This window comes from Sphingobacterium sp. InxBP1 (genome assembly GCF_026191775.1).
In the GTDB taxonomy this organism is placed as follows: Bacteria; Bacteroidota; Bacteroidia; order Sphingobacteriales; family Sphingobacteriaceae; genus Sphingobacterium; species Sphingobacterium thalpophilum.
Window position 1 is genome coordinate 390199 of sequence record NZ_JAINDX010000048.1, and the last position, 25872, is coordinate 416070.

At 46.6% G+C, this 25872-nt stretch carries 21 protein-coding genes and 1 pseudogene; 11 read left to right on the forward strand and 11 right to left on the reverse strand.

The window, feature by feature from the left end; translation table 11 throughout:
* Positions 1–31: 31 nt before the first annotated feature.
* The 4 genes from K7A41_RS19540 to K7A41_RS23785 form a co-directional block, all read right to left on the reverse strand.
* Positions 32–3070 carry a SusC/RagA family TonB-linked outer membrane protein gene (locus K7A41_RS19540; protein ID WP_265715037.1) on the reverse strand — a complete coding sequence of 1013 codons (3039 nt, stop codon included), beginning with the start codon at positions 3068–3070 and terminating at the stop codon, positions 32–34.
* Between the two features lie 5 nt (positions 3071–3075).
* On the reverse strand, positions 3076–4131 hold the full coding sequence (locus tag K7A41_RS19545; RefSeq protein WP_265715038.1) for a FecR family protein: 1056 nt from the start codon (positions 4129–4131) through the stop codon (positions 3076–3078).
* 83 nt (positions 4132–4214) lie between these two features.
* On the reverse strand, positions 4215–4892 hold the full coding sequence (locus K7A41_RS19550; protein WP_265715039.1) for an RNA polymerase sigma factor: 678 nt from the start codon (positions 4890–4892) through the stop codon (positions 4215–4217).
* 213 nt (positions 4893–5105) lie between these two features.
* Positions 5106–5471: a response regulator gene (locus K7A41_RS23785; protein ID WP_416221953.1), complete on the reverse strand. Its 366-nt coding sequence runs from the start codon at positions 5469–5471 to the stop codon at positions 5106–5108.
* Positions 5472–5821: 350 nt separating this feature from the next.
* Here K7A41_RS23785 and K7A41_RS19555 point away from each other — a divergent pair, with 350 nt between their 5' ends.
* The 4 genes from K7A41_RS19555 (at position 5822) to K7A41_RS19570 (ending at position 8101) form a co-directional block, all read left to right on the forward strand.
* Positions 5822–6697, forward strand: coding sequence for a 3-oxoacyl-ACP synthase III family protein (locus K7A41_RS19555; RefSeq protein WP_265715040.1), 876 nt, complete (start codon positions 5822–5824; stop codon positions 6695–6697).
* 11 nt (positions 6698–6708) lie between these two features.
* On the forward strand, positions 6709–6876 hold the full coding sequence (locus tag K7A41_RS19560) for a hypothetical protein (protein ID WP_265715042.1): 168 nt from the start codon (positions 6709–6711) through the stop codon (positions 6874–6876).
* Positions 6877–7225: 349 nt separating this feature from the next.
* Positions 7226–7417 carry a cold-shock protein gene (locus tag K7A41_RS19565; protein WP_265715044.1) on the forward strand — a complete coding sequence of 64 codons (192 nt, stop codon included), beginning with the start codon at positions 7226–7228 and terminating at the stop codon, positions 7415–7417.
* Between the two features lie 318 nt (positions 7418–7735).
* Positions 7736–8101 carry a response regulator gene (locus K7A41_RS19570; RefSeq protein WP_265715045.1) on the forward strand — a complete coding sequence of 122 codons (366 nt, stop codon included), beginning with the start codon at positions 7736–7738 and terminating at the stop codon, positions 8099–8101.
* 7 nt (positions 8102–8108) lie between these two features.
* On the opposite strand, the gene ggpS is transcribed toward K7A41_RS19570, so the two are convergent.
* The 4 genes from ggpS to K7A41_RS19590 form a co-directional block, all read right to left on the reverse strand.
* Positions 8109–10355 carry a glucosylglycerol-phosphate synthase gene (gene ggpS, locus K7A41_RS19575; RefSeq protein ID WP_265715046.1) on the reverse strand — a complete coding sequence of 749 codons (2247 nt, stop codon included), beginning with the start codon at positions 10353–10355 and terminating at the stop codon, positions 8109–8111.
* A gap of 1 nt (position 10356) precedes the next feature.
* Positions 10357–11346 (reverse strand): NAD(P)H-dependent glycerol-3-phosphate dehydrogenase, encoded by a 990-nt coding sequence (locus K7A41_RS19580; RefSeq protein WP_265715047.1) that lies wholly within the window; start codon positions 11344–11346, stop codon positions 10357–10359.
* 228 nt (positions 11347–11574) lie between these two features.
* Entirely contained in the window at positions 11575–13575 is a 2001-nt protein-coding gene (locus K7A41_RS19585; protein WP_265715048.1) for a BCCT family transporter, read from the reverse strand.
* Between the two features lie 70 nt (positions 13576–13645).
* Positions 13646–14494 carry a mechanosensitive ion channel family protein gene (locus K7A41_RS19590; RefSeq protein WP_265715050.1) on the reverse strand — a complete coding sequence of 283 codons (849 nt, stop codon included), beginning with the start codon at positions 14492–14494 and terminating at the stop codon, positions 13646–13648.
* A gap of 262 nt (positions 14495–14756) precedes the next feature.
* Here K7A41_RS19590 and K7A41_RS19595 point away from each other — a divergent pair, with 262 nt between their 5' ends.
* Both K7A41_RS19595 and K7A41_RS19600 read left to right on the forward strand, forming a co-directional pair.
* Positions 14757–16049 (forward strand): TIGR00341 family protein, encoded by a 1293-nt coding sequence (locus tag K7A41_RS19595; RefSeq protein ID WP_265715051.1) that lies wholly within the window; start codon positions 14757–14759, stop codon positions 16047–16049.
* A gap of 155 nt (positions 16050–16204) precedes the next feature.
* Positions 16205–17638: an alanine/glycine:cation symporter family protein gene (locus K7A41_RS19600; RefSeq protein WP_265715052.1), complete on the forward strand. Its 1434-nt coding sequence runs from the start codon at positions 16205–16207 to the stop codon at positions 17636–17638.
* A 197-nt stretch (positions 17639–17835) separates the two neighbouring features.
* Here the strand turns inward: K7A41_RS19600 and K7A41_RS19605 are convergent, their stop codons facing one another.
* Entirely contained in the window at positions 17836–18189 is a 354-nt protein-coding gene (locus tag K7A41_RS19605) for a winged helix-turn-helix transcriptional regulator (RefSeq protein ID WP_265715053.1), read from the reverse strand.
* A gap of 105 nt (positions 18190–18294) precedes the next feature.
* On the opposite strand from K7A41_RS19605, the gene K7A41_RS19610 reads away from it, so the two are divergent.
* Complete coding sequence (locus tag K7A41_RS19610; RefSeq protein ID WP_265715054.1) at positions 18295–19038, forward strand: SDR family oxidoreductase; 744 nt, start codon at positions 18295–18297, stop codon at positions 19036–19038.
* A 77-nt stretch (positions 19039–19115) separates the two neighbouring features.
* Here K7A41_RS19610 and K7A41_RS19615 read toward each other — a convergent pair whose 3' ends face one another.
* Complete coding sequence (locus K7A41_RS19615) at positions 19116–20303, reverse strand: FAD-dependent oxidoreductase (RefSeq protein ID WP_265715055.1); 1188 nt, start codon at positions 20301–20303, stop codon at positions 19116–19118.
* A 98-nt stretch (positions 20304–20401) separates the two neighbouring features.
* On the opposite strand from K7A41_RS19615, the gene K7A41_RS19620 reads away from it, so the two are divergent.
* A complete protein-coding gene (locus tag K7A41_RS19620) occupies positions 20402–20860 on the forward strand; it encodes a MarR family winged helix-turn-helix transcriptional regulator (RefSeq protein ID WP_265715056.1) in 459 nt (152 codons plus the stop codon).
* A gap of 65 nt (positions 20861–20925) precedes the next feature.
* On the opposite strand, the pseudogene K7A41_RS19625 reads toward K7A41_RS19620, so the two are convergent.
* A pseudogene (locus tag K7A41_RS19625) lies at positions 20926–22398 on the reverse strand (PLP-dependent aminotransferase family protein).
* 84 nt (positions 22399–22482) lie between these two features.
* Between K7A41_RS19625 and K7A41_RS19630 the strand changes: the two are divergent.
* The 3 genes from K7A41_RS19630 to K7A41_RS19640 all read left to right on the forward strand — a co-directional run bounded on the left by K7A41_RS19630 (position 22483) and on the right by K7A41_RS19640 (position 25869).
* Entirely contained in the window at positions 22483–22920 is a 438-nt protein-coding gene (locus K7A41_RS19630) for a carboxymuconolactone decarboxylase family protein (protein WP_265715057.1), read from the forward strand.
* An 18-nt stretch (positions 22921–22938) separates the two neighbouring features.
* Positions 22939–23349, forward strand: a complete 411-nt coding sequence (locus K7A41_RS19635) for a GNAT family N-acetyltransferase (RefSeq protein WP_265715059.1) — start codon at positions 22939–22941, stop codon at positions 23347–23349.
* A 162-nt stretch (positions 23350–23511) separates the two neighbouring features.
* On the forward strand, positions 23512–25869 hold the full coding sequence (locus tag K7A41_RS19640) for an ABC transporter permease (RefSeq protein ID WP_265715060.1): 2358 nt from the start codon (positions 23512–23514) through the stop codon (positions 25867–25869).
* The last annotated feature ends 3 nt before the right edge of the window (positions 25870–25872 follow it).

Consider the following 25872-nt stretch of genomic DNA (forward strand, 5'->3'; position numbering starts at 1 on the left):
AAGAGTAGGTTCATCCGATGCATGGCTGCTCTTATAAATTAAAGTTGAGTCCGAACATAAAGGTGCGTGTACGGGGATAGGTCTGACGGTTGTCAATGCCGGGGGTTAGTCCGCCGAGTCCCACCTCGGGGTCAATACCTTTATATTTCGTTAGGACAAACATATTGTTCATCGTCGCATAGACCCGTAAATTCTTCACAGGAACGTTTTTGACTGGAATATGGTAGGCCAAGGTAACATAAGCCAAGCGTAAAAAGCTTCCATTCTCCAGGTACCGATCAGACAGATAATGGGCGTTAATGTCTGTCATACGTTCAGTCTCCAGCACGCTGGCCAGCAGATTTTTCTGTCCTGCATTGCCAACCACATTCGAGTGGCGCGCCCGGGTAGCGTTTAGGATTTTTTGGCCAAAGCTACCTTGAAACATTCCAGTCAGCGCAAAACCCTTGTAAGACAAGTTATTGCTCCAACCCAGGGTCAGCTTGGGCTGGGGACTACCTGTGACTGCTTGGTCTTTCTTCTGCGGTGTCGTGGTAGTTTCGCCGGTCCTTTCACCTGTTTTTTCGTCATGGGAGTAGAATACCGAAACACCCTGGTCGTTGTACCCGGCCCATTCCCAAGTATAGAACTGCCCAATCGGTGCCCCAGGGGTCAAACGTTGCTGAAAAAAATTGCTTTGGCCTGCCCCTCCCAGATCCGAAAGTTCAATATAATCCTGGGTAAACTGTTCATTGGCGATACTGACTACCTTGTTGGTATTGTGTGACAGTACAAGTCCCGTATTCCACTTAAAATATTGTTTATCCACGGCTTTTGCATTCAACGTCAGCTCAATTCCGCGATTTTCAATCTCCCCAACATTTGCTGTCAAGATCGGATAAATGTACTTGGACTGGCTCACCTGGTAATCATAGATCAGGTCGCTTGTCTTCTTTTTATACACTTCCAACGATCCGGTTAAGCGATTGCCCAGCACAGCAACATCCAGTCCAAGATTGATCATGCTGGTCGTTTCCCATTTTAGATTTGGATTGCTGTTGCGCAACACCTGTAGCGTACGTAGCGGGCTGATCAGGCCATCTGCACCCACGTAATCAAAAAATTTAGAAGAGGTACCTTGCACGCTCTGCGCCGTAAAGGCGTCGAAGCCCAGCGAATTGCCACTGACACCATATCCCGCCCGCAGCTTGAGATCATCAAAAACACCGGCTTCACGGATAAAAGGTTCCTCCGACAAGCGCCAGGCTGCCGATACCGAAGGAAAGGTTGCCCAACGGTTGTTGATACCAAAGGCCGATGAACCATCACGTCTTACCGTGGCCTGCAACAAATACCGACTATCATAAGCATAGTTGACCCGACCATAGACCGATATCATGCGCAAGGTAGACAAGTAATAATTACCAAAGCCCAGCAAATCAACCACATTCGCCATCCCGGGATTATAGTAGCTGAGATCGTCGTTATAATAATCCGAGGTGGTCAGCTGGAAGCCATCGTTGTTGTTATTTTCTTCCCAGGAGTAACCGGCCAGTGCAGCAACCTTATGTTTTTGCGCAAATGTCTTCTCATAACTCAGGTTCATTTCCATCACCTTGCGCTCGTCTTCCACTGCAGCACGGATCGACTTTCCATTTTGGTTTCGGGCCGCCATCGACAGGCTCGAATAATATTGCGCATTGTTGAACTGCCTGTTTTGTAAAGAGAGGTCGATGTTATAGGTCAGTCCCGGTAAGATTTCATAGCCTAGTTTGGCATGGGCCTGAATGACTTTAGTCTTGGAGAAATTTGTATTCTCCTCGATCAGGGACACCGGATTGGCATATTGGGACCTGTCCGATTTCTCAAACCAGGATCCATCGGTGTTTTTTATTGGTGATACCGGCAGATAATAATACATTGCATCATACACACTAAGACCCTGGTCCAGCGCAAGCACGTCGTTCTGTTTAGTGATGCTGGCGTTGATGTTGAAGGAGGCTGTCAGCCGGTCGTTGAGTGCCTTGGTTTGCACAAACGCACGGGCAATCTGCCGGCCCATGTCTGTGCCTTTGATGACACCATTATTTTTGATGGTATTGAGACTGATACTGTATTGCGTCTTGTCCGCACCTCCGAGGATGGCAATATTGTGATTGTTGGATATCCCAGTTCGCTCCACTGCGCGTTCCCAGTCGGTATTGGCTCCCAAGTCGTCGGCGGGTTCCATCGAAAAACCATTGTCATTGACGTAAGAGCGATATTGTGCAGCGTTCATCATCTTGTAATGTTTCGCCACCCTATCAATAGCCAGGTAGCCGTTGTAGCTAATGCTGGTTTGGCCTGCTTTTCCCCGCTTGGTGGTCACAATGATGACACCGTTGGCGGCTTTGGAACCATAGATCGCAGTTGCCGATGCATCACGGAGCACATCTATGGACGCTATATCATCGGGAGCAACTAAGGTAAGCGATGCTCCCGGCACACCGTCGATGACATAATAGGGCTCCATGGCTTCCCCACTTCGTAAAGTCGATGCACCCCGGAGGCTGATCGATGGGGTTGCATTGGGATTGCTATTATTTGTGGATATGGTTAGCCCGGCTACCTTTCCCTGCAGCATCTGGGCAGGCGATGTAAACACCCCTACGTTGGCCTCATCCCCGCGTATTGTACTGATAGAGCTTGTTACATCTTTTCGGGATACACGACCGTAGCCGATCACAACCTCGTCCAGTTTGACCGCACTCTGCTGTAACCTGACGCTGAGCGACAACGGCTTTCTGGCTTCGATCACATAGCCAGACAAGGTGTCGGACTGAAAGCCGACGGCCGAAAATACAAATTGGTAGCCGGCATGTTCTACCAGATTTTGGAAGTGGAATAACCCCTGGCTATTTGTACTGGTGGTTACACTTTTGCCGCCATCCACCGGTATCGCCTTCACACTGACACCGGCAATAAACTCACCCTTTTCGTTCTGTACAGCTCCTTTCACTTGGTCTTGCTGGGCATGTACATGCGCGATCCCAGCCGAAAGCAGTGCAAAAAGAAGCAGGTTCTTTTTTTGTGGATTTGTTTTTTTGAGCATATCTGTTAGTTGTTTAGATGTTCGTTGGTTTTACTATCTTGTTTATAAAGGGTGTAACTTCCGTCGGCATTTGCCACATAGCGCAATTCGTTGATCAGGCAGATCGTCGTGAGGATGTCTTTCAGCTGATCTTTATGCATATCAATCTGGCCTGTGTAATGGATGTCCGCGATATCGCGGTCGCCAATATGAAGCTTAAGTTTAAAAGTTCTTTCCAATGCTTGCAGCACGAGCGGCATAGGTGTATTTTTTAGATCCAGCAGGTCAACAGGTGACTCAGCGTGCAGCTCTTTTTGTTCGATGCGTTTTTTTACCGGTATATGTTCCCTGGTAAGCCCAAAGTTGTCAACGGACAGCCGTTGGCCGGGGCTCTTCAGGAAGACCTCTTTAAACTTATGGTCTACCGATGATACAAGCACCTTGCCGGTATGAAGCGCTACCGTTACAGCCCTTTTTTTCCTGCCAGTCTGGATCGTGAAGGAGGTGCCGAGTGCCGTCGTTTTGGTTCCACCGGCATATACCGAAAATGGGCGTTCGGCGTCGGAAGCAACATCAAAATAGGCCTTCCCGATCAGCTCGATGTCGCGTGCTTGAGGCGTGAAAACCTTACGGTAGCGAATACAACTCTTTGCAAACAGCTTAACATGGGATCCATCCGCCAACTTGATCCGCATGGGTGCGGATGCTCGATTGTCGATAAAGGTCCAGCTCGTATCACCCATCACTGCCTGAGGCAATGCAACTGCCCTGTCCTTATTTGCGTGTTCTTCATCTTTGATCCACCAAGTGATAAAATGGAAAGAAAAGAAGACAAGTATGGCCGCTGCGGCACTATAGCGTAATAGACGCATGAGCCTATATTTACGGACAGCCTTTTTTTCCAGTCGTTCATCCGCCGCCTGTATAGCGGTCTGGATCCGCTTTTTCATTTCCTCGGAGGGTATGTGCTGTACAGTTGTACTATCAAATAGACTCCAGTCATCGTCCTTGAAAAGTTCGTCGACCAGAAAGGGCATTTTCCAGATCTTTTTGCGTATCTGCTGCTTTTTATCCTGCTTCATACTCCTATTACGCAGGCCGGCAGCTTACCCCTTATTGCTTAACAATTATTTAATAGAGAAACCATATCCTTAACATAAAGGACTCATAGCATGACCGAATAGAGGTGCTGTTTGAGCTGCAGGAGCGCTTTACTGATATGCTGTTCCACCGTTTTGGTGGAGATGGAAAACAGGGCTGCGATCTCTTTGTGCGAGAGCCCTTCTTTGCGGCTTAGTTCGAAGACCTTGCGTCGCATGCGTGGCATATTTTGGATATCTCTTTCCATCATATGCAACAGGTCTTTGCTTTCTATGGATCGGATCAGGCTATCGGTAAAAGGTGTTGCCGCCGTCTGGCCCTCATGTTTAAAGCGGGTGGCCTCCTTGCGCAGCAGATCAATCATCACCTGTCGGGCCATGCCGAAGAGCTGAATCAGTATACTGAGCTGCTCGTCGAGTTTCTCACGTTGGTTCCACAGTTTGATGAAAGTCAGCTGGGTAACTTCCTGGGCAATATAGTCCGACTGCGTCCGCTTTAGGACAAAACCATAAATCTGCCCGTGATACATGTTGTATACGGTATTAAAGCTTTTCTGATCAGAGGATTTGATAGGCCGAATGTATTCCATTGCGGTGCCAAATGTAACGGTACAAAGTTTCTTTAGTATTAACTTACCATCAATATTCGATAAACAATTGGGGCATTCCAGCAGTTCCATATCCATGGATGTAGCTAAATGAAATATATCAGTGCTTAATTCATCGGGAATGATACTATTCATACACTCCTGACATCACGGTAGCACTTTTCGATCAGTTTGCAACCATCATTTTGCGCAGCCAGCTGAATAGGATACACACTGTTAGGTCATCACAGCGCTAACTATGAACAGAGGGGTTAAAGATTGATTTGTCGGAAAGGATATCTATATGAAAGTTAAATGACAAAGTTTAACCCGTCATAAAACATACACATCCTTACTATCACAATAAGGTTATCGCTCGTACACAAACCTTCGCAGGTAAGACTCGACTTCGACCATACCGAAAGGCTTTACTAGGCATCCATCTGCTCCAGCCTCATGTATAAATGCCCTATCGAGGACATCGCGACAAAGTACAATAATAGGGAGCTTTTGTAGTTTGGCTGACTCTTTTATGCTTCTCAATATCCGACTACAATTCTGCTGGGGCATTTGAATATCAATAAACAGAATATCCGAGTCTGCATTCTCTAAAACCCCAACTAGATCAGCCAGGTTTAACACGGGTACCACTACTGTCTCTAAATCTTCCAACAACACACAAAGCGCATTCAAAACGCTTAGATTACTATCGCAGACAACCACCTTTCTTTTCATTTTCTGAATTTGATTAAAACCGTCGACAGGATTGTGAAGATATGTACAGGCGGCAGTAAATTACTAATTATCATTGATCCCTTACTGAGATTTTCAATGGGTGAACAACAATACTCGTGGAAGCGTTTTAATTTTAACAAATATCCGCAAAGCAGTCAGCTTCCTCCTACCAAGCTAATCATATAATTTGATAATAATGCTTACATGCCAATTAATTTTAGTAAATTGATTATGAAAAAAACCGCTCCACATATGAATGTATCTGATTGATGAACTTAAGCACAGTATAGAGAATAATCATCGACATCTTCAATACTTTCAGGGCAAACACTCTATTAAGAACGACACATATGAATATTACAATTACTGGATCAGGAAGCTATATCCCTGATAATAAAATCACTAATGCAGATTTTGAAGATAATTTTTTTTTAGATGAGCACGGATTTGCAATAGGCCCAACTCGAGCTGTTATTGATAAATTCAAAGCGATCACCGGAATTGAAGAACGTCGTTATGCAGATCATGGGCAGGTAGCATCCGATTTGGCTTTCTTAGCCAGTCAACGGGCACTTTTGGACGCCAACGTCGATCCAGAGACTATGGATTATATCATTGTTGCTCACAACTATGGGGATGTACAATATGGCACATTACAGTCCGATACAGTGCCCAGCCTAGCTTCACGAGTAAAGAACATGCTAATGATCCGCAATCCAAGATGCGTAGCTTATGATCTCTTGTTTGGGCGTCCCGGCTGGAATGAAGGTATGATACAAGCGTATGCATTTATCAAGTCGGGTATAGCACAACGCTGCCTAGTCATCGGCGCTGAGACACTTTCGCGTGTGGTGGATCACTATGATAGAGATTCCATGATCTATGCTGACGGTGCCGGTGCCGTAGTTGTCGAGGCCACCAGCACAGATCAGGGAATATTGTCTTTTGAGAGTGCTACCTACGCATTTGAGGAAGCGGGCTATTTAAATTTTGGAAGCTCATATGCGAGAGAGATGGACACCAACACCCAATATATCAAAATGAAAGGGCGAAAAATTTATGAATTCGCCATCAATAAGGTGCCCCTGGCCATGCAAATTTGCCTAAAGAAAGAGAATATTCCTATTGAAGCGATAAAAAAAATCCTGATCCACCAAGCTAATGAAAAAATGGACGAAGCCATTCTTACCAGATTCTATGCGCTGTATGATATGCTCCGCCCTTAAATATTATGCCCATGTGTATCCATAAGCTGGGCAACAGCAGCGTAGCTACCATACCAACCCTTTACGACCTTATAACACATGGAAAAATAGATAACCACTCCCTAAATACAGGTGACATTATTCTATTTGCGTCTGTAGGTGCAGGGATGAATATCAATGCATTTGCTTATCGGGTTTAACAGATACGGTTAAGATTTCAACCAAGGTGAATTCAATATTTAAAAGAGAAAAAATATTTTAAAAAAAACAGAAAGCACAATAAATATTAATATAAAATTTGTATATTTGAAATAATAATCGGCTCCGCCTGTGCTTATCTGAAATCGTAAATCGTACTTCTCATTCAGTTTTTGCATTTTCAGAAGCTACTTTGTTGTCACAATAATAGGTGCAGTACCTTTTTGAACTTGAATAACCCAAGCCCATTAATATACATCCATCATTCTTGCGAACAAATCGATTACTTTGGTTTGGCACCCATGTCATAAATTCGTTTAGTAATGACACTTTAATTTAATATATAATACAATGCAAGAAGGAACAGTAAAATTCTTTAACCAAACTAAAGGTTTTGGTTTTATCACACCAGCCACTGGTGGTGACGACATTTTCGTACACGTTTCAGGATTAATGAATGATGTACGCGAAAATGACAGTGTAACATTTGATTTGGAAAACGGAAAAAAAGGCATTAACGCAGTTAATGTTCGTATCGCATAATTAAGTAAGTACATAGGAAGGTACAGGTCTACCTTCTGTAAGGTGTAATGGGAAACCGTTACACCTTTTTTGCTAGTCCTGGCTATTATTGGAATGCAGTTAAAGCGAGGAAAGGCGATTGATCTTCTTTTGTAACATCAATAGAAAAAACGATCTGTAACCAATAAGTTGCAAATGATGTTATGAGTCAAAAATATGAGCTATAGGGATCGATTTGCACATAAGCTGACCTGTATTTATCGATTCTTTTTTATAGCAGCAATCCGATCACTTTAATATTTCGTATATTAAAATATCTGCTACAAATACTAACTATCGATGGAAGCTAAGACTATACTGATCTTTGATGACGACATCAATATTTTGGAGATCTGTTCGCTTGTACTTGAGCACGACGGCTATCAAGTTGCTGTTTCCCAAACCTCACACGATGTTATCGAACGGGTCACCATGGTCCAGCCGGACCTGATCCTCATGGACAACTGGATACCCAGCATTGGTGGCGTAGAAGCGACACGGTTGCTCAAGGCTCATCCCTTACACCGGCATATCCCCGTGATCCTGCTGTCAGCCAACTATAATTTAGAAAAGCTAGCTGCGGATGCCGGTGCTGATATTTTCCTTGAAAAGCCGTTTAGCTTAGATGACCTTGAAAAGGTCGTGAAGAGCATGTTAGCGGGATAATGATTTCCTACCTCTGCTTCACGGACTTTTCGAGCTCATTGACAAAATCCCGCCCCCAGTAATGGATATCATAATGCTCGATATGCTCATATAACCGCTTTGCTCTTACTTGTGCTTCTCCGGGCTCCATCACCAATGCTTTGAGCAACGATTCTTTCATACTTTTTCGGTCATAAGGATTGGTCAATATGGCATATGGCAGTTCGACCGAAGCTCCGGCAAATTCAGACAAGACAAGTATACCCGACGTATCCAATAGCCCATGCGTGGCGATATACTCTTTGGCCACCAAATTTAAGCCGTCCCGTAGTGGAGTAATCCAGGCGATGTCACTTAGCGCGTATTGTTTGACGACTTCTTCAAAGGGCAGAGCACGGTAAAAATATTGGATGGGATTCCAATTCATGGTCGCAAATTTACCATTGATCTCCCCCACGGCCTGATTGACCTGATCCCTGATCTCATCATAGATCGTCATTCCTTGGGATGGAGGCGTGCAGACATTGACTAGCTCTATTTTCCCCCTAAACTCGGGGTATTCTTCCAGAAATTCACCAAAGGCCTGTATTTTTTCCAATGGTCCTTTGACATAATCTAAGCGTTCGATCGATATGATCCGTGTTATGCCTGACTCTACCTTCATCGCTTTCAGCTGTTCGATATCATCCTGGATACGGCCGTTGGCTAGGATGTGCTGGATATGATCCCGGTTGACGCCCACCGGCTGCGCCCCAAGCCTGATCTGCCTCCCATCCACCTCAATGACCTTCGTCATCTGATCCACGCCAAGCGCACAGCTATAGGTAAGAAACTGGTTGGCAACACCGACTTTCTTGACAACCTTAAAAGGCGTATGACTACGGATCACATCCACAAAATTCTCCACATACCTCGGAATATGGAAACTGATAAAATCACAGAGCAGCAGGCTGCCGATGATCTCTTTCCGCCAGGGAATGATATTAAAAATATCTGCTGCCGGAAATGCCGTATGGTGAAAGAATCCAATCTTCAGATCAGGACGCATGGTTTTGAGGAACGATGGCACCATCCAAAGGTTATACTCATGTATCCAGACGAGAGCCCCCTCATCCGCTTCCCGGGCGACACGATCCGCAAAGAGTCTGTTGATGTGAAGATAATGATCCCAGTCTTCGTGGTTAAACTTCGCTTTGTCCACAAATGAAAAGATGGTGGGCCAGAAAGCCTCCTTTGAAAACACACGATAAAACTGATCAATATCTTCCTTAGACAAGGATATTGTCGAAGCGACCAGATTGGGATATCTGGTTTCATCCACCAGCTGATTGGGTACCGCATATCCATCTTCTTGCAGCGCCTCCTCCCCGATCCAGAGACCAGATCGCCCCTTTTCGAACAAGCCCAGCAAGGAAGGGATAATGCCGTTGGGACTCTTTGGGGCTACACGCACCGTTTTTCCGTTTATAGATTCCTTTTCAAAGGGTAGCCTATGGTATACCATCACGAGCTGTCCCGATTTTTTAGGCTTGCTTTTTGGCGATGTTTTCCGTTCACTACGGATCAACTGTTGAAACGGGCTATGTTTAGCCATATATTCCAGAATACCGCCAGCGCCGGCTGCTTCTGCCCGATAGGCCGTATGCAGCTCGTTGATGGCATCCAGCAGACTGCCTTCCGATTTGCCTACAGCAACGCCATTAAAGCCAATCTGAAACAGGGCGAGGTCATTCAGCGTATCTCCTGCCACCATGACCTGATCGGCAGGAATGTTCAAAAACTCGATCAGGGTCTTGAGTGTTGTTCCTTTATTTACACCTTTGGGCAGCAGGTCCAGATACCGGTCCGCCGAGGTGATGATATCACAGTCGTATTTATCGGCTACCTGCTGCACGCGCTCACGGTCTACATCAGGCTCATAATAAAAGGAGCTCCGGCGCTGCTGGGGCACATGCTGATAACTGAGCTGTGGTATTTCTTCCAGTTCCGATCGGATGGCGTAAGTCTTGGGCCATTTTTCCTCAATTTCACTTTGTAGCGGTTCGATGGCTTCCAGGGTATGTCCGTTGACCACAGTGGCCCCCACGTCGGCGATAATAAAATCTGGCACTGGGATCAACGGGTCGCTCAGCAGTGGTAGGACCGATTCCAGTCCCCGACCGGTGACAAATACGAGCTGAATATCCCGGTTTGCTTTTATCAATCTATATAATCTAAGGCGGTCTTCCATTTTTCCGCCCAAAAAAGTTCCATCTAAATCTGTTGCTAATAACATATTATCGTATATTCCTTTCTAAAAGTTTAAATTCATCAATGACAGGCATTCGTTTGTACATGACGCGGTAGGCGGTGTTGAGCAGCGGCAAGTTTAATCCAAGACCCGCAGTCGTGTTTATCAGTCCGTGGGTGGCAAAGTATCCCTCGGCCACCATGCCCAGCATCTGCCGAGCTTCAAATACCGAATGTCCGCGTCCAAGGTACTCGCCAAAGGTCCGGTTGCGGCTGTGTGCAGAGTATCCGGTGACCAGTAGGTCCCCCAGGTAGGTGGAGCTGGCCAGCCTGGACTGTCCGCCGCCGAGGGCAGCTAGTAGCTGCTCCAGTTCATAGATGGCATTAGAGACCAGTACGGCCATAAAATTGTCGCCATAATGCAGTCCTTGCGCCATTCCACAGACGATACCGACCACATTCTTATAAATCGCAGCATATTCCACGCCGCTCATATCCGGACAATAATGGACCTGGATATAAGGCGAGGCAAACCAAGCCTCGATTTTCTTGATAAACCCCTCATTTGGACTGCAAAGCGTCATATAGGTCTTCTTGTTGCGTGCGATTTCCTCGGCGTGGCAGGGCCCAGCAATCATGCCTTGTTGAAAGTCTTTCAAATCAAAGCAGCTGGCCAGATAAGCACTGGGCAGCAGATTGCCTGCCCCGACTGTTCCTTTGATCGAGGTAATGAAAAATTTCTCGGAAAGTTTATTTTCATTTATCTGGGCGCATACCTCAGGCAGATGTGCGCTAGGCACGACAAACAATACCACATTGGACCGGTCTATGATATCATCCAGATCATCTGAAGCATAAATTTTTGTATTGTCCAGTTTTAAAAAAGATAGGTAGTCAGGGTTTACAGCTTCTTCGGTAATCGAGCGAACCTGTTCGGTGCGCCTCAGGTACCAGTTTACGTGAACACTGTTTTCTGTCAATATTTTTACCAGGGCCGTGGCCCAACTCCCACCACCTATCACACTAATCTCATTCAAATCGTTGGGGTTTTAAACAGCAAAAAACAATTATTTTTGCAATTTGGTTATCTATTACTTCACAAAGGTACTCAAAAATTAATCAATAAGCAAATAAAACAACAAAAAAGTGCAGATTGGCTCCAGAAGGGTGCAAAAACCGCCGTTCTTGGAATGAGCTGTTGCTTATCCAAAAACGGCCGGTCGCTATCGGACCTACGGATGCAGGCCGGGCATTGGGGCCAGTTCTCAGCGCATATTTCTGTTGGCATTGCTGCTGATAAACATTTCGTTTTTCTCTTCGGAGATGATCTCCAAGAAGCGTTCATAATGCTTGAGCACATCGCTGATCAGTTCATTTTTAGTAAAGTACTGTACATCATAGCCTTCCCTGGCATCGCCAAAATAGGATTTTGGGAAATAAGTTTTCTTATCCTCCAAATCGGGCAGATTCTCTTCCTCCATTACATAGTCGGACACCACTTTGAGCTGATTTTTGACGCCATAAATAAAGTTGTTGACAACATCGTGGCGGATTTCGATCTGCATTCTCCTTGGACTATCAAGCAGCTGCACTTTCGCCTCGATGCCATTCTGTCCAAACTCGGCCTTCAATTCCTCGAATGCTTGCTTGACTGTCGTGTCGATAAACTGATCTACCGATCCGCGGCTTTTAAACGACACGATCTGTCTGAGACGGTCTTTCCAGAATTCGCCCGACCAAGGCACTGTGCTGACCGAAAAGTCGCGTTCATAGTAGCTTCGGTCTATCGTCAGCGCTTTGACCAGACTGATGCAAAATAGCAGCATGATGATGGAAAATGGCAGTGCGGTAATGAGTGTCATGGTCTGTAATGCCTGCAGTCCTCCGGTGTTGAGCAGCATCAGGGCCAGTACCGCCAGCAATGCCCCCCAAAAGACCATTTGCCATTTCGGTGATTTGACGGCATTCTTGGTTGCTATGCTGTTCATCACAAATATGCCCGAATCAGCCGAAGTCACAAAAAATATCACAATGATCAGAATCACCAGATAACTGACCAGCTCCGACAGCGGCAGATAGTCCAAGAACTTAAACATTAGGGCATCCGGATTATCGGCCAGGATGCTCAGTGCACCCTTGGCGATATTGATATCAAACCAGATAGCGCTATTGCCGAATACCGACATCCAGATAAAATTAAACAGGGTCGGAATAATGAGCACCGCTGCGACAAATTCACGAATGGTGCGCCCCTTGGAAATCTTAGCGATAAAAAGTCCCACATAAGGCGACCAGGATATCCACCAGGCCCAATAGAGGATGGTCCAGTTGTAAAACCAGGGTAAGGTCGCTTCGTCGTACACATGCGTGTCAAAGGTTAGGCTAAAAAAATTGTTGACATAATTACCAATACCTTCGGTAAAACTACCGATGAGGTAAACCGTAGGCCCGAGGAAGAGCACAAACAGCAACAGGATCACCACCGAAATGATGTTGATATTACTTAGTAGCTTTACCCCTTTGTCCACACCTGAGGTCGCCGAAAGTACGGACAGCAGCGTTAATATTCCGACAATGATGATCTGATAGGTAAAACTGCTCTCCGAAACCAAACCCAGCGTCTGCAGCCCTGCATTGACCTGTACCACACCAAATCCGAGGGTTGTGGTAATCCCGAAGAAGGTACTGCACAGGGCAAATACGTCAATGGCATTCCCCCATTTCCCATTAATTTTATTTTTTAGCAGTGGATAAAAGCAGCTGCGGAGCGAGAGCGGCAGCCGATACCGGTACGCAAAATAAGACAATGCGAGTCCCACCACGCCGTAGATCGCCCAGGCATGAATGCCCCAATGAAAGAAAGTATAGAGCTGCGCATTTTTTACGCGGTTGATATAATGATTGCTGGCAAAGACCTCCGTCGAATAGTGCTGCATAGGCTCGGCGACGCTAAAATACATCAGGCCTATTCCCATGCCTGCAGCAAAAAGCATCGAAATCCAGGAAAAGAATGAGTATTCTGGTTTGCTATCGTTACTACCGAGTTTGATGTTACCAAATTTGCTGAACATCAGGTATACTAAAAAAATAACAAATAAGGTCACCCCCCAGACATACACCCAGTTAAGGTTAACAAATATAAAGCCTTTGACCGCGTCCAATAGACGTACAGTCAATGTCGGCAGGAAGACCGACAACAAGCATACACCAATGATAAAAATAAGACTGGGAACAACTATCCCTTTGTTAAAAGTCGATTTTGACAAGATAATACAATTTTAGTTTACAAATAAAGTAGCTAAGGTCATTGTTTGACCTTAGCTACTCCTTTTATTATTAAGCGTTACTTCGGATATGAATATCGCGTTGCGGAAACGGAATTTCGATACCTGCGCCATCCAGGGCTTCTTTACAATCCATGATCAATTGCTCCTGCATTGTCCAGAAGTTCTCGTTGGAAGTCGTCACGCGAATAGAGAGGTTGATTGCACTATCACCCAGCTCGGTGACTACAACCTGTGGAGCAGGATCCTTAAACGCGAACTCATTATGTTGAATCACGCGCATCAATACTTCTTTAGCCTGCTTTAGATCGGCATTGTACGCCACGCCAATGTCAAACCAGGTACGTCTGGTACCAAGTTTGGTATAATTGGTGATGCTACTGTTGGATAAGACGCCGTTAGGTACCACGACTTCCTGGTTCTGGGGAGTAGTCAATTTGGTGTTAAAGATATCGATCTCATTGACCGTTCCCGATACGTCTGCACTCGACGTAATATAATCGCCCACCCGAAAAGGTTTGAGCAGTAAAATCAATATCCCACCCGCAAAATTCGATAGCGACCCCTGGAGCGCCAATCCGATGGCCAAACCTGCCGCGCCGATAATTGCGACAAATGCCGAGGTCTGAACGCCCAATTGCGTGACCACAACAATAAACAGTAAAATATTTAAAATCCAGCTGATCAGGTTACTTAAAAACCTTTGTAGCGACACATCCATCTGGCGTCGTTCAAAGGCCTTGTCGATCATCCGCTTGACCAGCCGGATGATCCACGAACCTATCAGATAGATCAGTAAAGCAGAGATTACGGCAGTAATAATACGTGGAGCCCAGGCAATGGCAGACGAGACAAATTTGTCCCAATGTCGCTGGACTTCATTTAATTCTAAATCATTCATAGTACTGTTTTTTTAATAAAAATGTAAAGTAAGGGGGATAATATAATAATATATTAACGTTATTTCAAACGAAAGCATCAATACTTACATTTTTAACAAAAATCCAAACAAATTGTTTCGCAAAAAAAAAGAATTAATTATCAGTCCACAAGATGCATCCTGTCATCTTTAGGCTACAACAAAAGCGCGATCACTTCTTTTTAATCCAGAAAATAAATTTTGTTGATTATATTCGCTTAGATAAGCTTAAAGTATACCATCAATGAACAAACTACTCCGATTTTTTAATTTACATGAGGGCGAAGACAAAAAGGAAACGGTATTGGAAAATGTCGTGAGCAACATTTCCTTTCGCGGTGCCAATGCCTGGATTCTGGCCTGTGCCATTGTAGTTGCTTCCGTGGGTCTGAATGTCAATTCTACCGCTGTCATTATCGGAGCCATGCTGATATCCCCCTTGATGGGACCAATTGTCGGCGCGGGATTTGCGCTAGGTACCTTCGATTTCCCCCTATTGAAAAAGTCCATTAAAAATCTGCTGATCGCCACTCTGATCAGCCTAGTGGTATCGTTTATTTATTTTCTGCTGAGCCCATTTAAGGAAGCTCAGTCCGAACTACTAGCCCGTACCTCGCCCAACATCTATGACGTCATGATTGCACTATTTGGTGGTCTTGTGGGCGTGATTGCGATCACGCGGGTCGACAAGGGAAATCCAATCCCAGGTGTAGCGATTGCCACAGCCCTGATGCCGCCATTGTGTACAGCAGGCTATGGGCTTGCCATTGGTAACTTTAGCTATTTTGGTGGCGCATTGTTTTTATATGTCATCAACTGTGTATTTATTTGTATCGCCACTTTTATCATCGTCAAGTATCTGCGCTACCCCAAGAAGCACTATGTCGATCAACAGCGTGAAAAGCGAATTACACAAAGTATTACTATCCTTACGCTTGCGTTGGTCGTCCCCAGTATATATTTTGCCTACAACCTGCTTCAAGAAAAGAAATACAGCAACAAGGTGAAGCAGTTTGTGCAACAGGAACTCAGCAATAGAGGCTATACCGTTATTTACGAAAAACTCCAGCAAAACAGCAAACCAAAAAAACTCGAACTGGCCTTTCTGTCCAAAAAATTCAGCCAACAGGAGATCAAATCGTTGGAGCAGGCCATGAAATCATTTGGCATTGACAACACGGCCTTGGTCATTCACCAGGATAGCCTTGACCTCAAATCCAGCATTCTGAGCGAGATTGATAAGCGAAATGCGGCAGTCAGTGAAAAAGACCTGACCATTCGGGCTCTCAACAATGAACTTGCCCGTTACCAGATCGCCAACCCCGAACTTGACCGGGACATCGCCGTGCTTTTTCCCGAATTAAATTCCTACAGTATCGGCATGCAGCAGCACTATGCCAAGAAAGACAGTCTGGCGAATCGGGTTGCATTCATTTATTCTGCTGCTACACCACTTGTACAAGCTCAGCAGGAAAAATTGCAAAAATGGTTGAAGAATCATTTTCCGAAAGACAGCGTCGAGGTCATCAAAAGGTAACCTTTTAGGCAACAGTCGATTTCGGCCTAAAAAAGCGCGTTATAGAGAAAATATATAATCAGCTCACAATAGATCAATAGATTCTATCCGATATTTCCCAAAGCCTTGCCAGGATTTCCCTACTTTTAGGCAGCCTCAAGGATCAATTATACCATATGGACAATTGGATAGACAAAATTTATAATATCATCTGGAGCGACGCTTTAGTATATCTCTGCCTGCTAACCGGTATCTATTTTACCATCCGCTTTCGTATCCCACAGCTGACACAGATCAAGGAAATGCTCCGGCTGCTGTTTAATGGTGACCGTTCGGACAAGGGTATTTCGTCCTTTCAAGCTTTTTCCCTGGCCATCTCTGGTCGTGTGGGCACTGGCAATATTGCCGGCGTGGCTACTGCTATCGCCATGGGAGGGCCCGGGGCGGTTTTTTGGATGTGGATCATTGCATTTCTGGGCAGTGCCTCGGCTATTGTTGAAGCTACCTTAGGTCAGATGTACAAGGAGGTTAACGACGGGGAGTATCGTGGCGGTCCAGCCTTTTATATCCTCAACGGCTTGCGTTCTAAGGCGTTCGCCTGGACCTTTGCCATCGTGACGATAGTCAGTACCGGTTTTTTGTTACCCGGCGTTCAAAGCAACAGCATCAGTACAGCTGTTGAGTCTGCCTTTCATGTATCACCAAGTATCACCGGTGTTGCCATAGCGGGTCTGCTGGCAGTTATCATCATTGGCGGCGTAAAGCGAATTAGTACAGTAGCGGAGTATGTAGTACCCTTTATGGCGGGTGCTTACATTCTGATGGCGCTGGTGATCATCGGTCTCAATTTTTCACAGATTCCCGCCGTCATCAGCCTAATCATCAAAGCGGCCTTCAACATGGAGGCGACCTTCGGCGCTGTCGTCGGCATGGCGATCTCCTGGGGCGTCAAGCGGGGTATCTACAGCAACGAGGCCGGACAAGGCACAGCCCCGCACGCAGCAGCGGCAGCAGAAGTCAGCCATCCTATCAAGCAGGGCTTAGTCCAGGGGTTTTCTGTTTATGTGGATACGCTATTCGTCTGTACGGCAACGGCGCTGATGATCTTATTTACAGGTCAGTATAACGTCGAAAATCCCCATGGTGGTTTTATCGTACAAAATCTCCCTGCCACCGAAATGGGCCCTGGCTTTACACAGCAGGCAGTCTCCCATCACTTTCCAGCCATAGGCGATGCCTTTGTCGCATTGGCCCTTGCCTTTTTTGCCTTTACGACGATCATGGCCTATTACTATATCGCCGAAACCAACATCAGTTTTGTCAGCCGCAAAATGCATAAAGTATGGCTCATCTGGGTATTGCGCATCCTCATCCTGGGATCGACATACCTGGGCTGTGTCAGTACAGCCAAATCTGCTTGGACATTGGGAGACATCGGTGTCGGATTGATGGCCTGGCTCAACCTAATTGCCATATTGCTACTACACAAAAAAGTACTCATTCTCTACGACGACTATCGGCGACAGCAGAAAGCCAAACAGGATCCTGTATTTGACAACAGTAAATATAAATTTCCGAATATGGATCTTTGGTCCAAAAAGCAGCCCTAATTTGGCACCGTGACGATTCCATACTAACGGAATACGCTTCGGGCCAGTTTACCAATTTCGGCAAAATCCTGATAGTTAAGTCGCCTGGACCAGATCGTCTCAATTATAACGAAAGAAGGGATCGTACAGTAGCGCTATGCTGTACGATATCCGTCGCCTTGCACGAAGCACTGAAATGTCTCGCCGTCAACAGGAAGTTAACGCCCTGTGATCACCTTACGGTGTTCCTTACCCCATTGTGCTAGGTTATCGATAATTGTCCGCAAGGTCTTGCCGTACTCCGTCAGCTGGTATACCACGGTGACAGGATGCGTATCCAAAACGGTGCGTGTCACCAGCTGGTTCATCTCCAGCTCTTTCAGCTCCTTACTCAACATCCGGTTGGATATGCCACTGACATCATTCAGAATATCCGAAAAACGTCTCTTATTGTAATAGCAGACCGCTGAGAGAATTGAGATTTTCCATTTTCCGTTTAAAACGTCCATCGCATCATGTACCGCCATGACCTGTTTCTTGCTGATCTCTTCATTGCATTTTATCTCTTCCATATGTTACCTGGTTACTCCAATGTTACTGTTACTTTTCGATACAAAGTTACTAAAATTAATAAATCCAAACTACATTTGCTCCAGTAAATCAAAAACAATAAAAAAATGGATTACAGCGAAAAAAATGTCATTATTACCGGCGGCACCACTGGTATCGGGCTTGCCACCGCAGCCGCTTTTATTGATGCCGGCGCCCATGTCTGGATCACCGGAAGAAGCGAAGACAATTTGAAGAAGGCGGCCCAGAGCATCAGTCATGACCGATTGCATACGGTCTTGTCCGATACGTCCAATCTCGCAGGAATCGATGCCCTGACAAATCACCTTGCGCAACAGGTTATCAAAATTGATGTGCTTTTTCTCAATGCCGGCATCGCCACGTTCGCACCGATAGAACAGGCGACAGAAGCAGACTTTGATGCACAGTTTAACACCAACGTCAAGGGGCACTTTTTCACCTTACAGAAATTGATCCCGCGGCTCAATAACGGCGCATCGGTTATCTTCACCTCTTCCACGGTAGCCACTGCCACCAATATCGGGACATCCGTATACTCAGCGACCAAAGGGGCCTTAAATAAGATCGCCCAGATTGCTGCCAATGAACTGGCAGACCGCAAAATCCGTGTGAATATCATCAGCCCCGGTCCTGTAGAGACGCCCGGACTGGAAAATGCAGTGCCCAAAGAAGCGATAGCCCATCTGGCTGCTGCAACCTCACTTCAACGGCTTGGCAAACCCGAAGAAATCGCGAATACCGTGTTATTTTTAGCTTCGGACAGGGCAAGCTTTATCAATGGCACCGAACTTCTGGCCGACGGCGGGTACATTACTTATGCAATGAAATAGCATAGTCTTACGGCCAGCAATCCGTCGTTTTTCAGGGATTGCTGGCTCGCTGTAAGTACCAGCCCACCATGCACACGTTACCATTCAATGGTATAGCGAAAAAGCCAATCGTTGCCTTTTGTACCAAACAGGTTGACGAAGATCCGGATCATCCATTCCCTGAATAGCTGCATGGCCGGACCGACCACCAGTTTATCTTCGCCCCGTCGGCGCCCTTCCCTGACGATTCGCTCGACCCTGGGCCGCCGGCCATCCTCAAACTTCCGGAAGGCCAAGGCCAGCGACTTCTCGTCGCGCAGTAGCTTGGCCAGCAACATCGCATCCTCGAGCGCCAGCGAAGCTCCCTGTCCTGAATTCGGACTCACCGCATGGGCGGCATCGCCGATCAGCAGCAAGCGATCCCTGTACCAGTTCGGAAGAAAGGGTACATCAAATACATTGATCCGCAGATAACTGTCAGCCTCTCGGATGATCTGGGGGACCGGACTGGCATAATTGCCGAAGGAATCGAGCAACAACCGCCGTTCGGCATTGCGGTCAAAATCCTGCAGCTCTTCCCTGCTCCAGGGCTGATCCGCAGGAATATTGGTCCACCACATGATTTCCTGCTCGTTGGCTCCACCGTAGCCAAAAAAGCCGTCCTTTCCGAACACAAAGTTCAGGTTGTTGACTTCCTGGGAAGTCATATGCTGCAATTTGTCCCGGCCGATAAAACCTCCGCGCGCGATGATACCAGTAAATTGAGGCAGCACCGACGGACATACCATACGTCGCACCTGGCTATGGACACCGTCTGCCCCCACCAAAAACAGGCCGGACACCTCAGTTCCGTCTTCAAAGCAGGCCCGCACCCCGTGGGCCGACTGATCGACCGAAAGCAGCTTTTTGTTGTAATGAACCTCTATGCCCTGCTCAAGCGCAGCAGCTTTCAAGCTATCCAGCAGGGACTGCCGCCGGATATTGACTGCCGGATAAGCATATTTGCTGCTGTCTGAATATTTCATTCGCGCCAACGCAGAACCCTTCGCATTTTTAAACACACCGAAGCTTACTGGACAGCCCTTCTCCATGACCTCTCCCGCCAGGCCCAGCGCCCCCAGCACATGCATTCCATTAGGAGCAATGTTCAGTCCGCCGCCCAGACTTTCCTGAGGCCCACGAAACTCAAATAATGCCGCTTTCAAACCGATTTTTTTGAGAAATAAGGCAAGGCCAATTCCGGCTATACCCGCACCGATGATGATCACTTTTCTGTTATTTTCCATGATGTAAAGAAAAATTAAGTTAATTTGCACTATAGTTCTATTTACTTTACCAAGTAAACATTTTACAAAGTAAAGTAAATTATACTAATTTACCATACATGGCAACAGAAAAAATTCAACAGATAGGGGCTTTATTACGCGAAGTCAGTACGCAGGCCATCAAACGGAGCAATTTGGTTTCTGCCATTCTTGGCATCAATTCCACGGACCTTGAAGCGCTGGAAGTACTTATGCGTCTAGGTAAAGCGACCGCAGGCATTCTGGCGGCAGAAACTGGCATTACGGGTGGCGCTGTCACCAAAATGGTGGACCGGCTCGAGAAAGCCGGCTTCATCCTCCGGGAGACTGATCCAAACGATCGCAGAAAGGTTTATATCACGCTTCATGTCAACAATCTGGAATCGAAGGTATTGCCCTTGTACCAGTCGTTGGTGGGGGCCGTCAACGCACTGCTGGATGAGTATAGCCCACAGGAACAACAGCTGATCATCAGTTTTCTGAGTAGATCGATACAGATCAACCGGGAGGATATGGAAAAACTGGCTGCAGAGCACTGAAAATTTACCGGCAGCTCCATTGGGCTAGCATGCCCCTAGCAGCAGCCCACTGCCCATCTACAGCCCTACTGCACCGGATAATTTTCGAGCACCTGCCCTAGCACTTCGACCAGAAAATCGATAGCGTTCAGGTCGAGCGATGAAAATCCCAGTCGCAGGTGATTCAGGTGCGGAGCATCGGCAAACACAATACGCTCGTCAAAGGCCACTCCCCGTTTTCTAAGTTGGGCGGCTACGCTACGTACGTCATAGTCGTCCCCAAACCTGATCCAGATGGCCATTCCGCCTGCCGGTACCCGAAAAGACAAGTAGTGGCCGCTATATGCTGTCAGTTTAGCACATAGATAATCCCGTCGTTCCCTGTACAGCTTGATAGACCTGCGAAGATGCCGTTCCATTGCACCGCTATTAAAGAGCTCCGCGACAGCCTGTTCCAGCAGCACATCGCCCCGTATGTCCATATGTTTTCGGATATGCGCGAGGGATCTGATCAGATCTTGAGTTCCGACGACGTATCCCAGTCGCAAGGAAGAGGAAAAATGTTTGGAAATGCTACCCACATAAATCACACGCCCACGGTGGTCGTAGCTCGCCATGGGCAAATGAGGTGCAGAAGAGTAATGGAAGTCATAGTCGTAATCGTCCTAGATAAGGATAAAATTGTATTGCCGGGCCAGGGATAATAATTGTAAACGCCTTCGCGGGCTTAGGGCTACAGTCGTGGGATAATGGTGATGCGGGATCACATATACGCCTTTAACCCTTGTCGTGCGGCATATTTCTGCAATTTGATCCACGTCGATGCCGTTTTCGTCCACAGCGACATCGATCACCGCCGCGCCGTTCAATAGGAAGGCGGACCGGCCAAGATCATAACCCGGTGTGCCGACGATAAATAGGTCTCCCTGCTGGGCCAGCACCCGGGCCACCAGGTAAAGCCCCATTTGAGCACCATTGGTGATCAGGATATTGCCTTCCGACAGATTGAGGCCCCTCGAATGGGAAAGATGAGTCAGCAGCGCAGTGCTGAGGCCCGAGGCGTTAAAGGCTGTCCCGTAGTTCGCTTTCTGGAGATTATGTTGTCGTTCGGTAATCGATCCCAGCTCACGCAGCAGCTCCTTATATGGAGCAATTCTTGGATCAGGCAGTCCATCATCCAAAAATAACTGCCCGCTTTGTTCTACCTGTCGAGCCTTGCCTTTATCGACAGTCTTCAATGTCAGTGGAAAGCGGCCTGCGAAGGTTGTCTCCGACATTGCTTGCCCGTTAACGGCAGCGACTTGTATATCCGTACTGACAAAATACCCACTTTTGTACTTCGTGCTTACCCAGCCCTGTATCGTCAGTATTTCATAAGCGGCTACGATGGTCTTCCGATGCACGCCCAACAAGGCGGCCATGGTACGTGTGCTCGGCAGCCGCATACCCGACTGCAGCTTTCCTGATTTCACCAGCTGAATAAGTGCTAGCGCAATCTGCTCATACACAGCTGGCTTACTATTAGGGTCGATCGGTATCAGTGTTTTAAACGGGAGCATCTGGACTACTATCTTTTTTTAATCTGTCCCCTAAAGATAGTCCAAAACCATCTTATATTTGAAAATATATTTGAAAAAAACACCATGAAAAAGCGAGAATTTTTAAAAGACGTCGACACCAAGGCCTTTAAGGTCATGCTTGGATTTGAACAGTATCTGTCCGAAAGCTCATTAAACAGGATTCATGCCGAACTGATCAAGATCCGGGTCTCCCAGATAAATGGCTGCACCTATTGCATGGACAAACATATCCGGGATGCCCTGGCATATGGCGAAGATCCCCGCCGGATATTTGTACTGTCCCACTGGCGGGACACACCTTTCTTTTCGGAAGAAGAACAGGCTATACTGGCTTTGGCCGAACAGATCACGCTCATTTCGGTTGATGGCGTAACAGATGAAGTCTATGACAGGGCGCTAGCAGTATTGGGTCAGCAGTATCTTACTGAAGTCATCATGGGCGTCGTCGCAATGAATGCCTGGAACCGTATCGGAATCACCACAGGCCGCGAGCCGCAATGATCTTTTGACAGGACTACAATGAACACAGAAATAAACTATCAAGTAGGTTTTGTACCTGCTTTGGAGCATATCATCGCCCTCTATGCCGCAGCCGGCTTAAAACGGCCCATCGACGATAAACAGCGAATGATGAAGATGTTTGCCAATTCCAATCTTTTGATCACCGCCTGGCAGGGAGAGCATCTGATCGGCATTGCGCGCTCCATGAATGACGGAGGCTTCTGCTGCTATCTGGCAGACCTGGCTGTACATCCCAGCTACCAGAAACGAGGCATCGGCAGACAGCTCATCCATTTGACCAAAGCTACGGCAGGCGATGACTGTTCACTCATCTGGTTGTCTGCTCCGGGCGCAATTTCCTATTATCATAAGATCGGGATTCAACAGCTTAAAAACGCTTTCGGGATCGACAGGCTCCATCCGATTTAAATGTGGCGGGCCAGCCACTAAACGCTGCAAAAATGTTCGCTTTCGTACAAAAAACGTTCGAGATCGAACATTTTAGCAATACACAGATTACATAAAAAGCACAATATCAATAAATTAAATTATTGGCAAACGAATTGGTCGCATTTCATAAAAACGACCACTATGCTTAAGAACTATATTAAAATCGCGTTTCGGAATTTAAAGAAGAACCGGGGCTTCACGGCAATAAATATCGTCGGGCTGGCCATTGGGATGGCGGCGTCCATGATGATCATGCTGTGGGTGCAGAGTGAATTTCGCTTTGACCGTTTTTATACTAAGGCTGGGCAAATCTATGCCGTAGGACTCAAAGACGTCTGGGGTAGCGAAACGGTGCAACATTTTTACACACCCAAACCGATGGCGGCCGCATTAAAAACAGACTTTCCGGAGATCAAAAATATCAGTAGGGTCAACGCCGGTACAGGCTTTTTGTTGACAAAAGGTGAAATCAAACTTGCCAAGGAGCATGGTGCATTTGTGGACAGCGCTTTTCTCAACATGTTTGATTATCAGGTAGCCGTTGGAAATGCTAGCGAAGCGCTTAAAAATCCAAATCAAATTGTACTGACCAAATCCTTGGCGCAACGTTTATTTGGACAAGGTGAAGCCATCAATCAGACGGTCAAACTCGATAGTACCGTTATCGCTACAGTGGCCGCAGTCATAGAAGATATCCCTGACAACTCATTTATGAAAGGCGTCAGCTATTTGGTCCCTTGGACGTTTATGGAGCAAATTGGCTATTCAGACAATTACTGGGGCAACAACTCTGTCCAGACTTACATCGAACTCGATAAGACTACCAATATCGAGCAATTTGAAAATCAGATCAAAGGATTCCTTCAGAAACATACCGAAACCAAAGCCGAAAATTTTATCCAACCAGTAGGTGAAAAATGGCTCTATAGCAAATTTACCGATATGGGGAAGCCAACCGCTGCGCGGATCGGCATGGTACGTACCTTTATCGTCATTGCCTGTTTCATATTGCTCATTGCCTGCATAAATTTTATGAACCTGAGTACCGCACAGAGTGAAAAACGGGCCAAAGAGGTGGGCGTGCGCAAAGTGATCGGCGCCAATAAACAGTTATTGATCGGGCAATTCTTGACCGAGTCAATCTTAATCGCCGCCATTTCAGGCATCTTGGCCCTGCTAATCGTCCTGCTTGCCTTACCGCATTTTAGCCAGCTGGTGTCCAGGCAATTGCAGATCCCATTCAATAATATCCCCTTCTGGTCGGCATTCATAGGCTTCATCCTGTTGACCGGCATTCTGTCGGGAAGCTATCCAGCCTTTTATCTGTCGTCTTTTAGACCGGTAAGTGTATTAAAAGGCAAGCTATTGCACATGCAAAGCAAGTTTAGCCTCAGAAAGCTGCTGGTCATCTCCCAGTTCTGCATTGCCATTATCCTCATCATCACCACAGTATCTATTCAGAAACAGATAAAATACGCACAAGAAAGAGAAGTTGGATACAACAAGGAGCGGCTGGTCAATGTCATGGATCAGGGCAAAATCCACAGAAACAGCCGGCTGATAAAAAACGCTCTGCTAAGCTCCGGCGTAGCATCTCATGTATCGAGAACCTCCTCTCCACTGACCGAAAACTGGAGCAACAACCCGATGCAATGGGCCGGCAAACCCGAGGATGACAATACTATATTTGCCCGGATCGGGGTCGATGACAACTTGGTCGGCACTGCTGGACTGCAGCTGATCGCCGGCCGCGATTTCGATCTCAGCAAATTCCCGACAGACTCTAGCGCCATGATCATCAACGAATCCGCAGCCAAGGTTTTCCATTTTGACAATCCGATCGGCAAGACCATTGTCGATGGCATCTCCTGGCATATCATCGGTGTCATCAAAGACTTTGTGCAGGAGTCGCCATTTAATCCTGTCACCCCGCTGGTGATCCAGGGTGCGGCTTCAGGAACCAGCGTGACCAATATTCGATTAAGCGATCATATCGAAACGCGGGATGCGCTGGCACGGCTAGAGAAAATTTTTAAGGAATTTAATCCGGATTATCCGTTTGAATATACATTTGTGGATGCCGCATACGCCGAGAAATTCAAAGATTTTGAACAATTGGGCAAGCTTTCCAGTCTTTTTGCCGTATTGACGATTTTCATTTCCTGCCTCGGCTTATATGGCCTTACCGCTTACATGGCCGAAAACAGGACCAAGGAGATTGGCGTTCGTAAGGTACTGGGCGCTTCGATCCGTTCGATAACGACCATGCTCTCCAGAGACTTTGTGTTGTTGGTGCTCCTATCCTGCCTGATCGCCTTTCCGATTGCATATTACATCGCGGACCACATGCTGAGCTCCTACAGCTACCGCATTCGTATCAGCTGGGATATCTTCCTGATTGCCGGATTAGGAGCTGTTACCCTGACCTTACTCACCGTCAGCTACCAATCCATCAAAGCTGCGCTGACCAATCCCGTAAAGAGCCTGCGGGATGAATAGCAA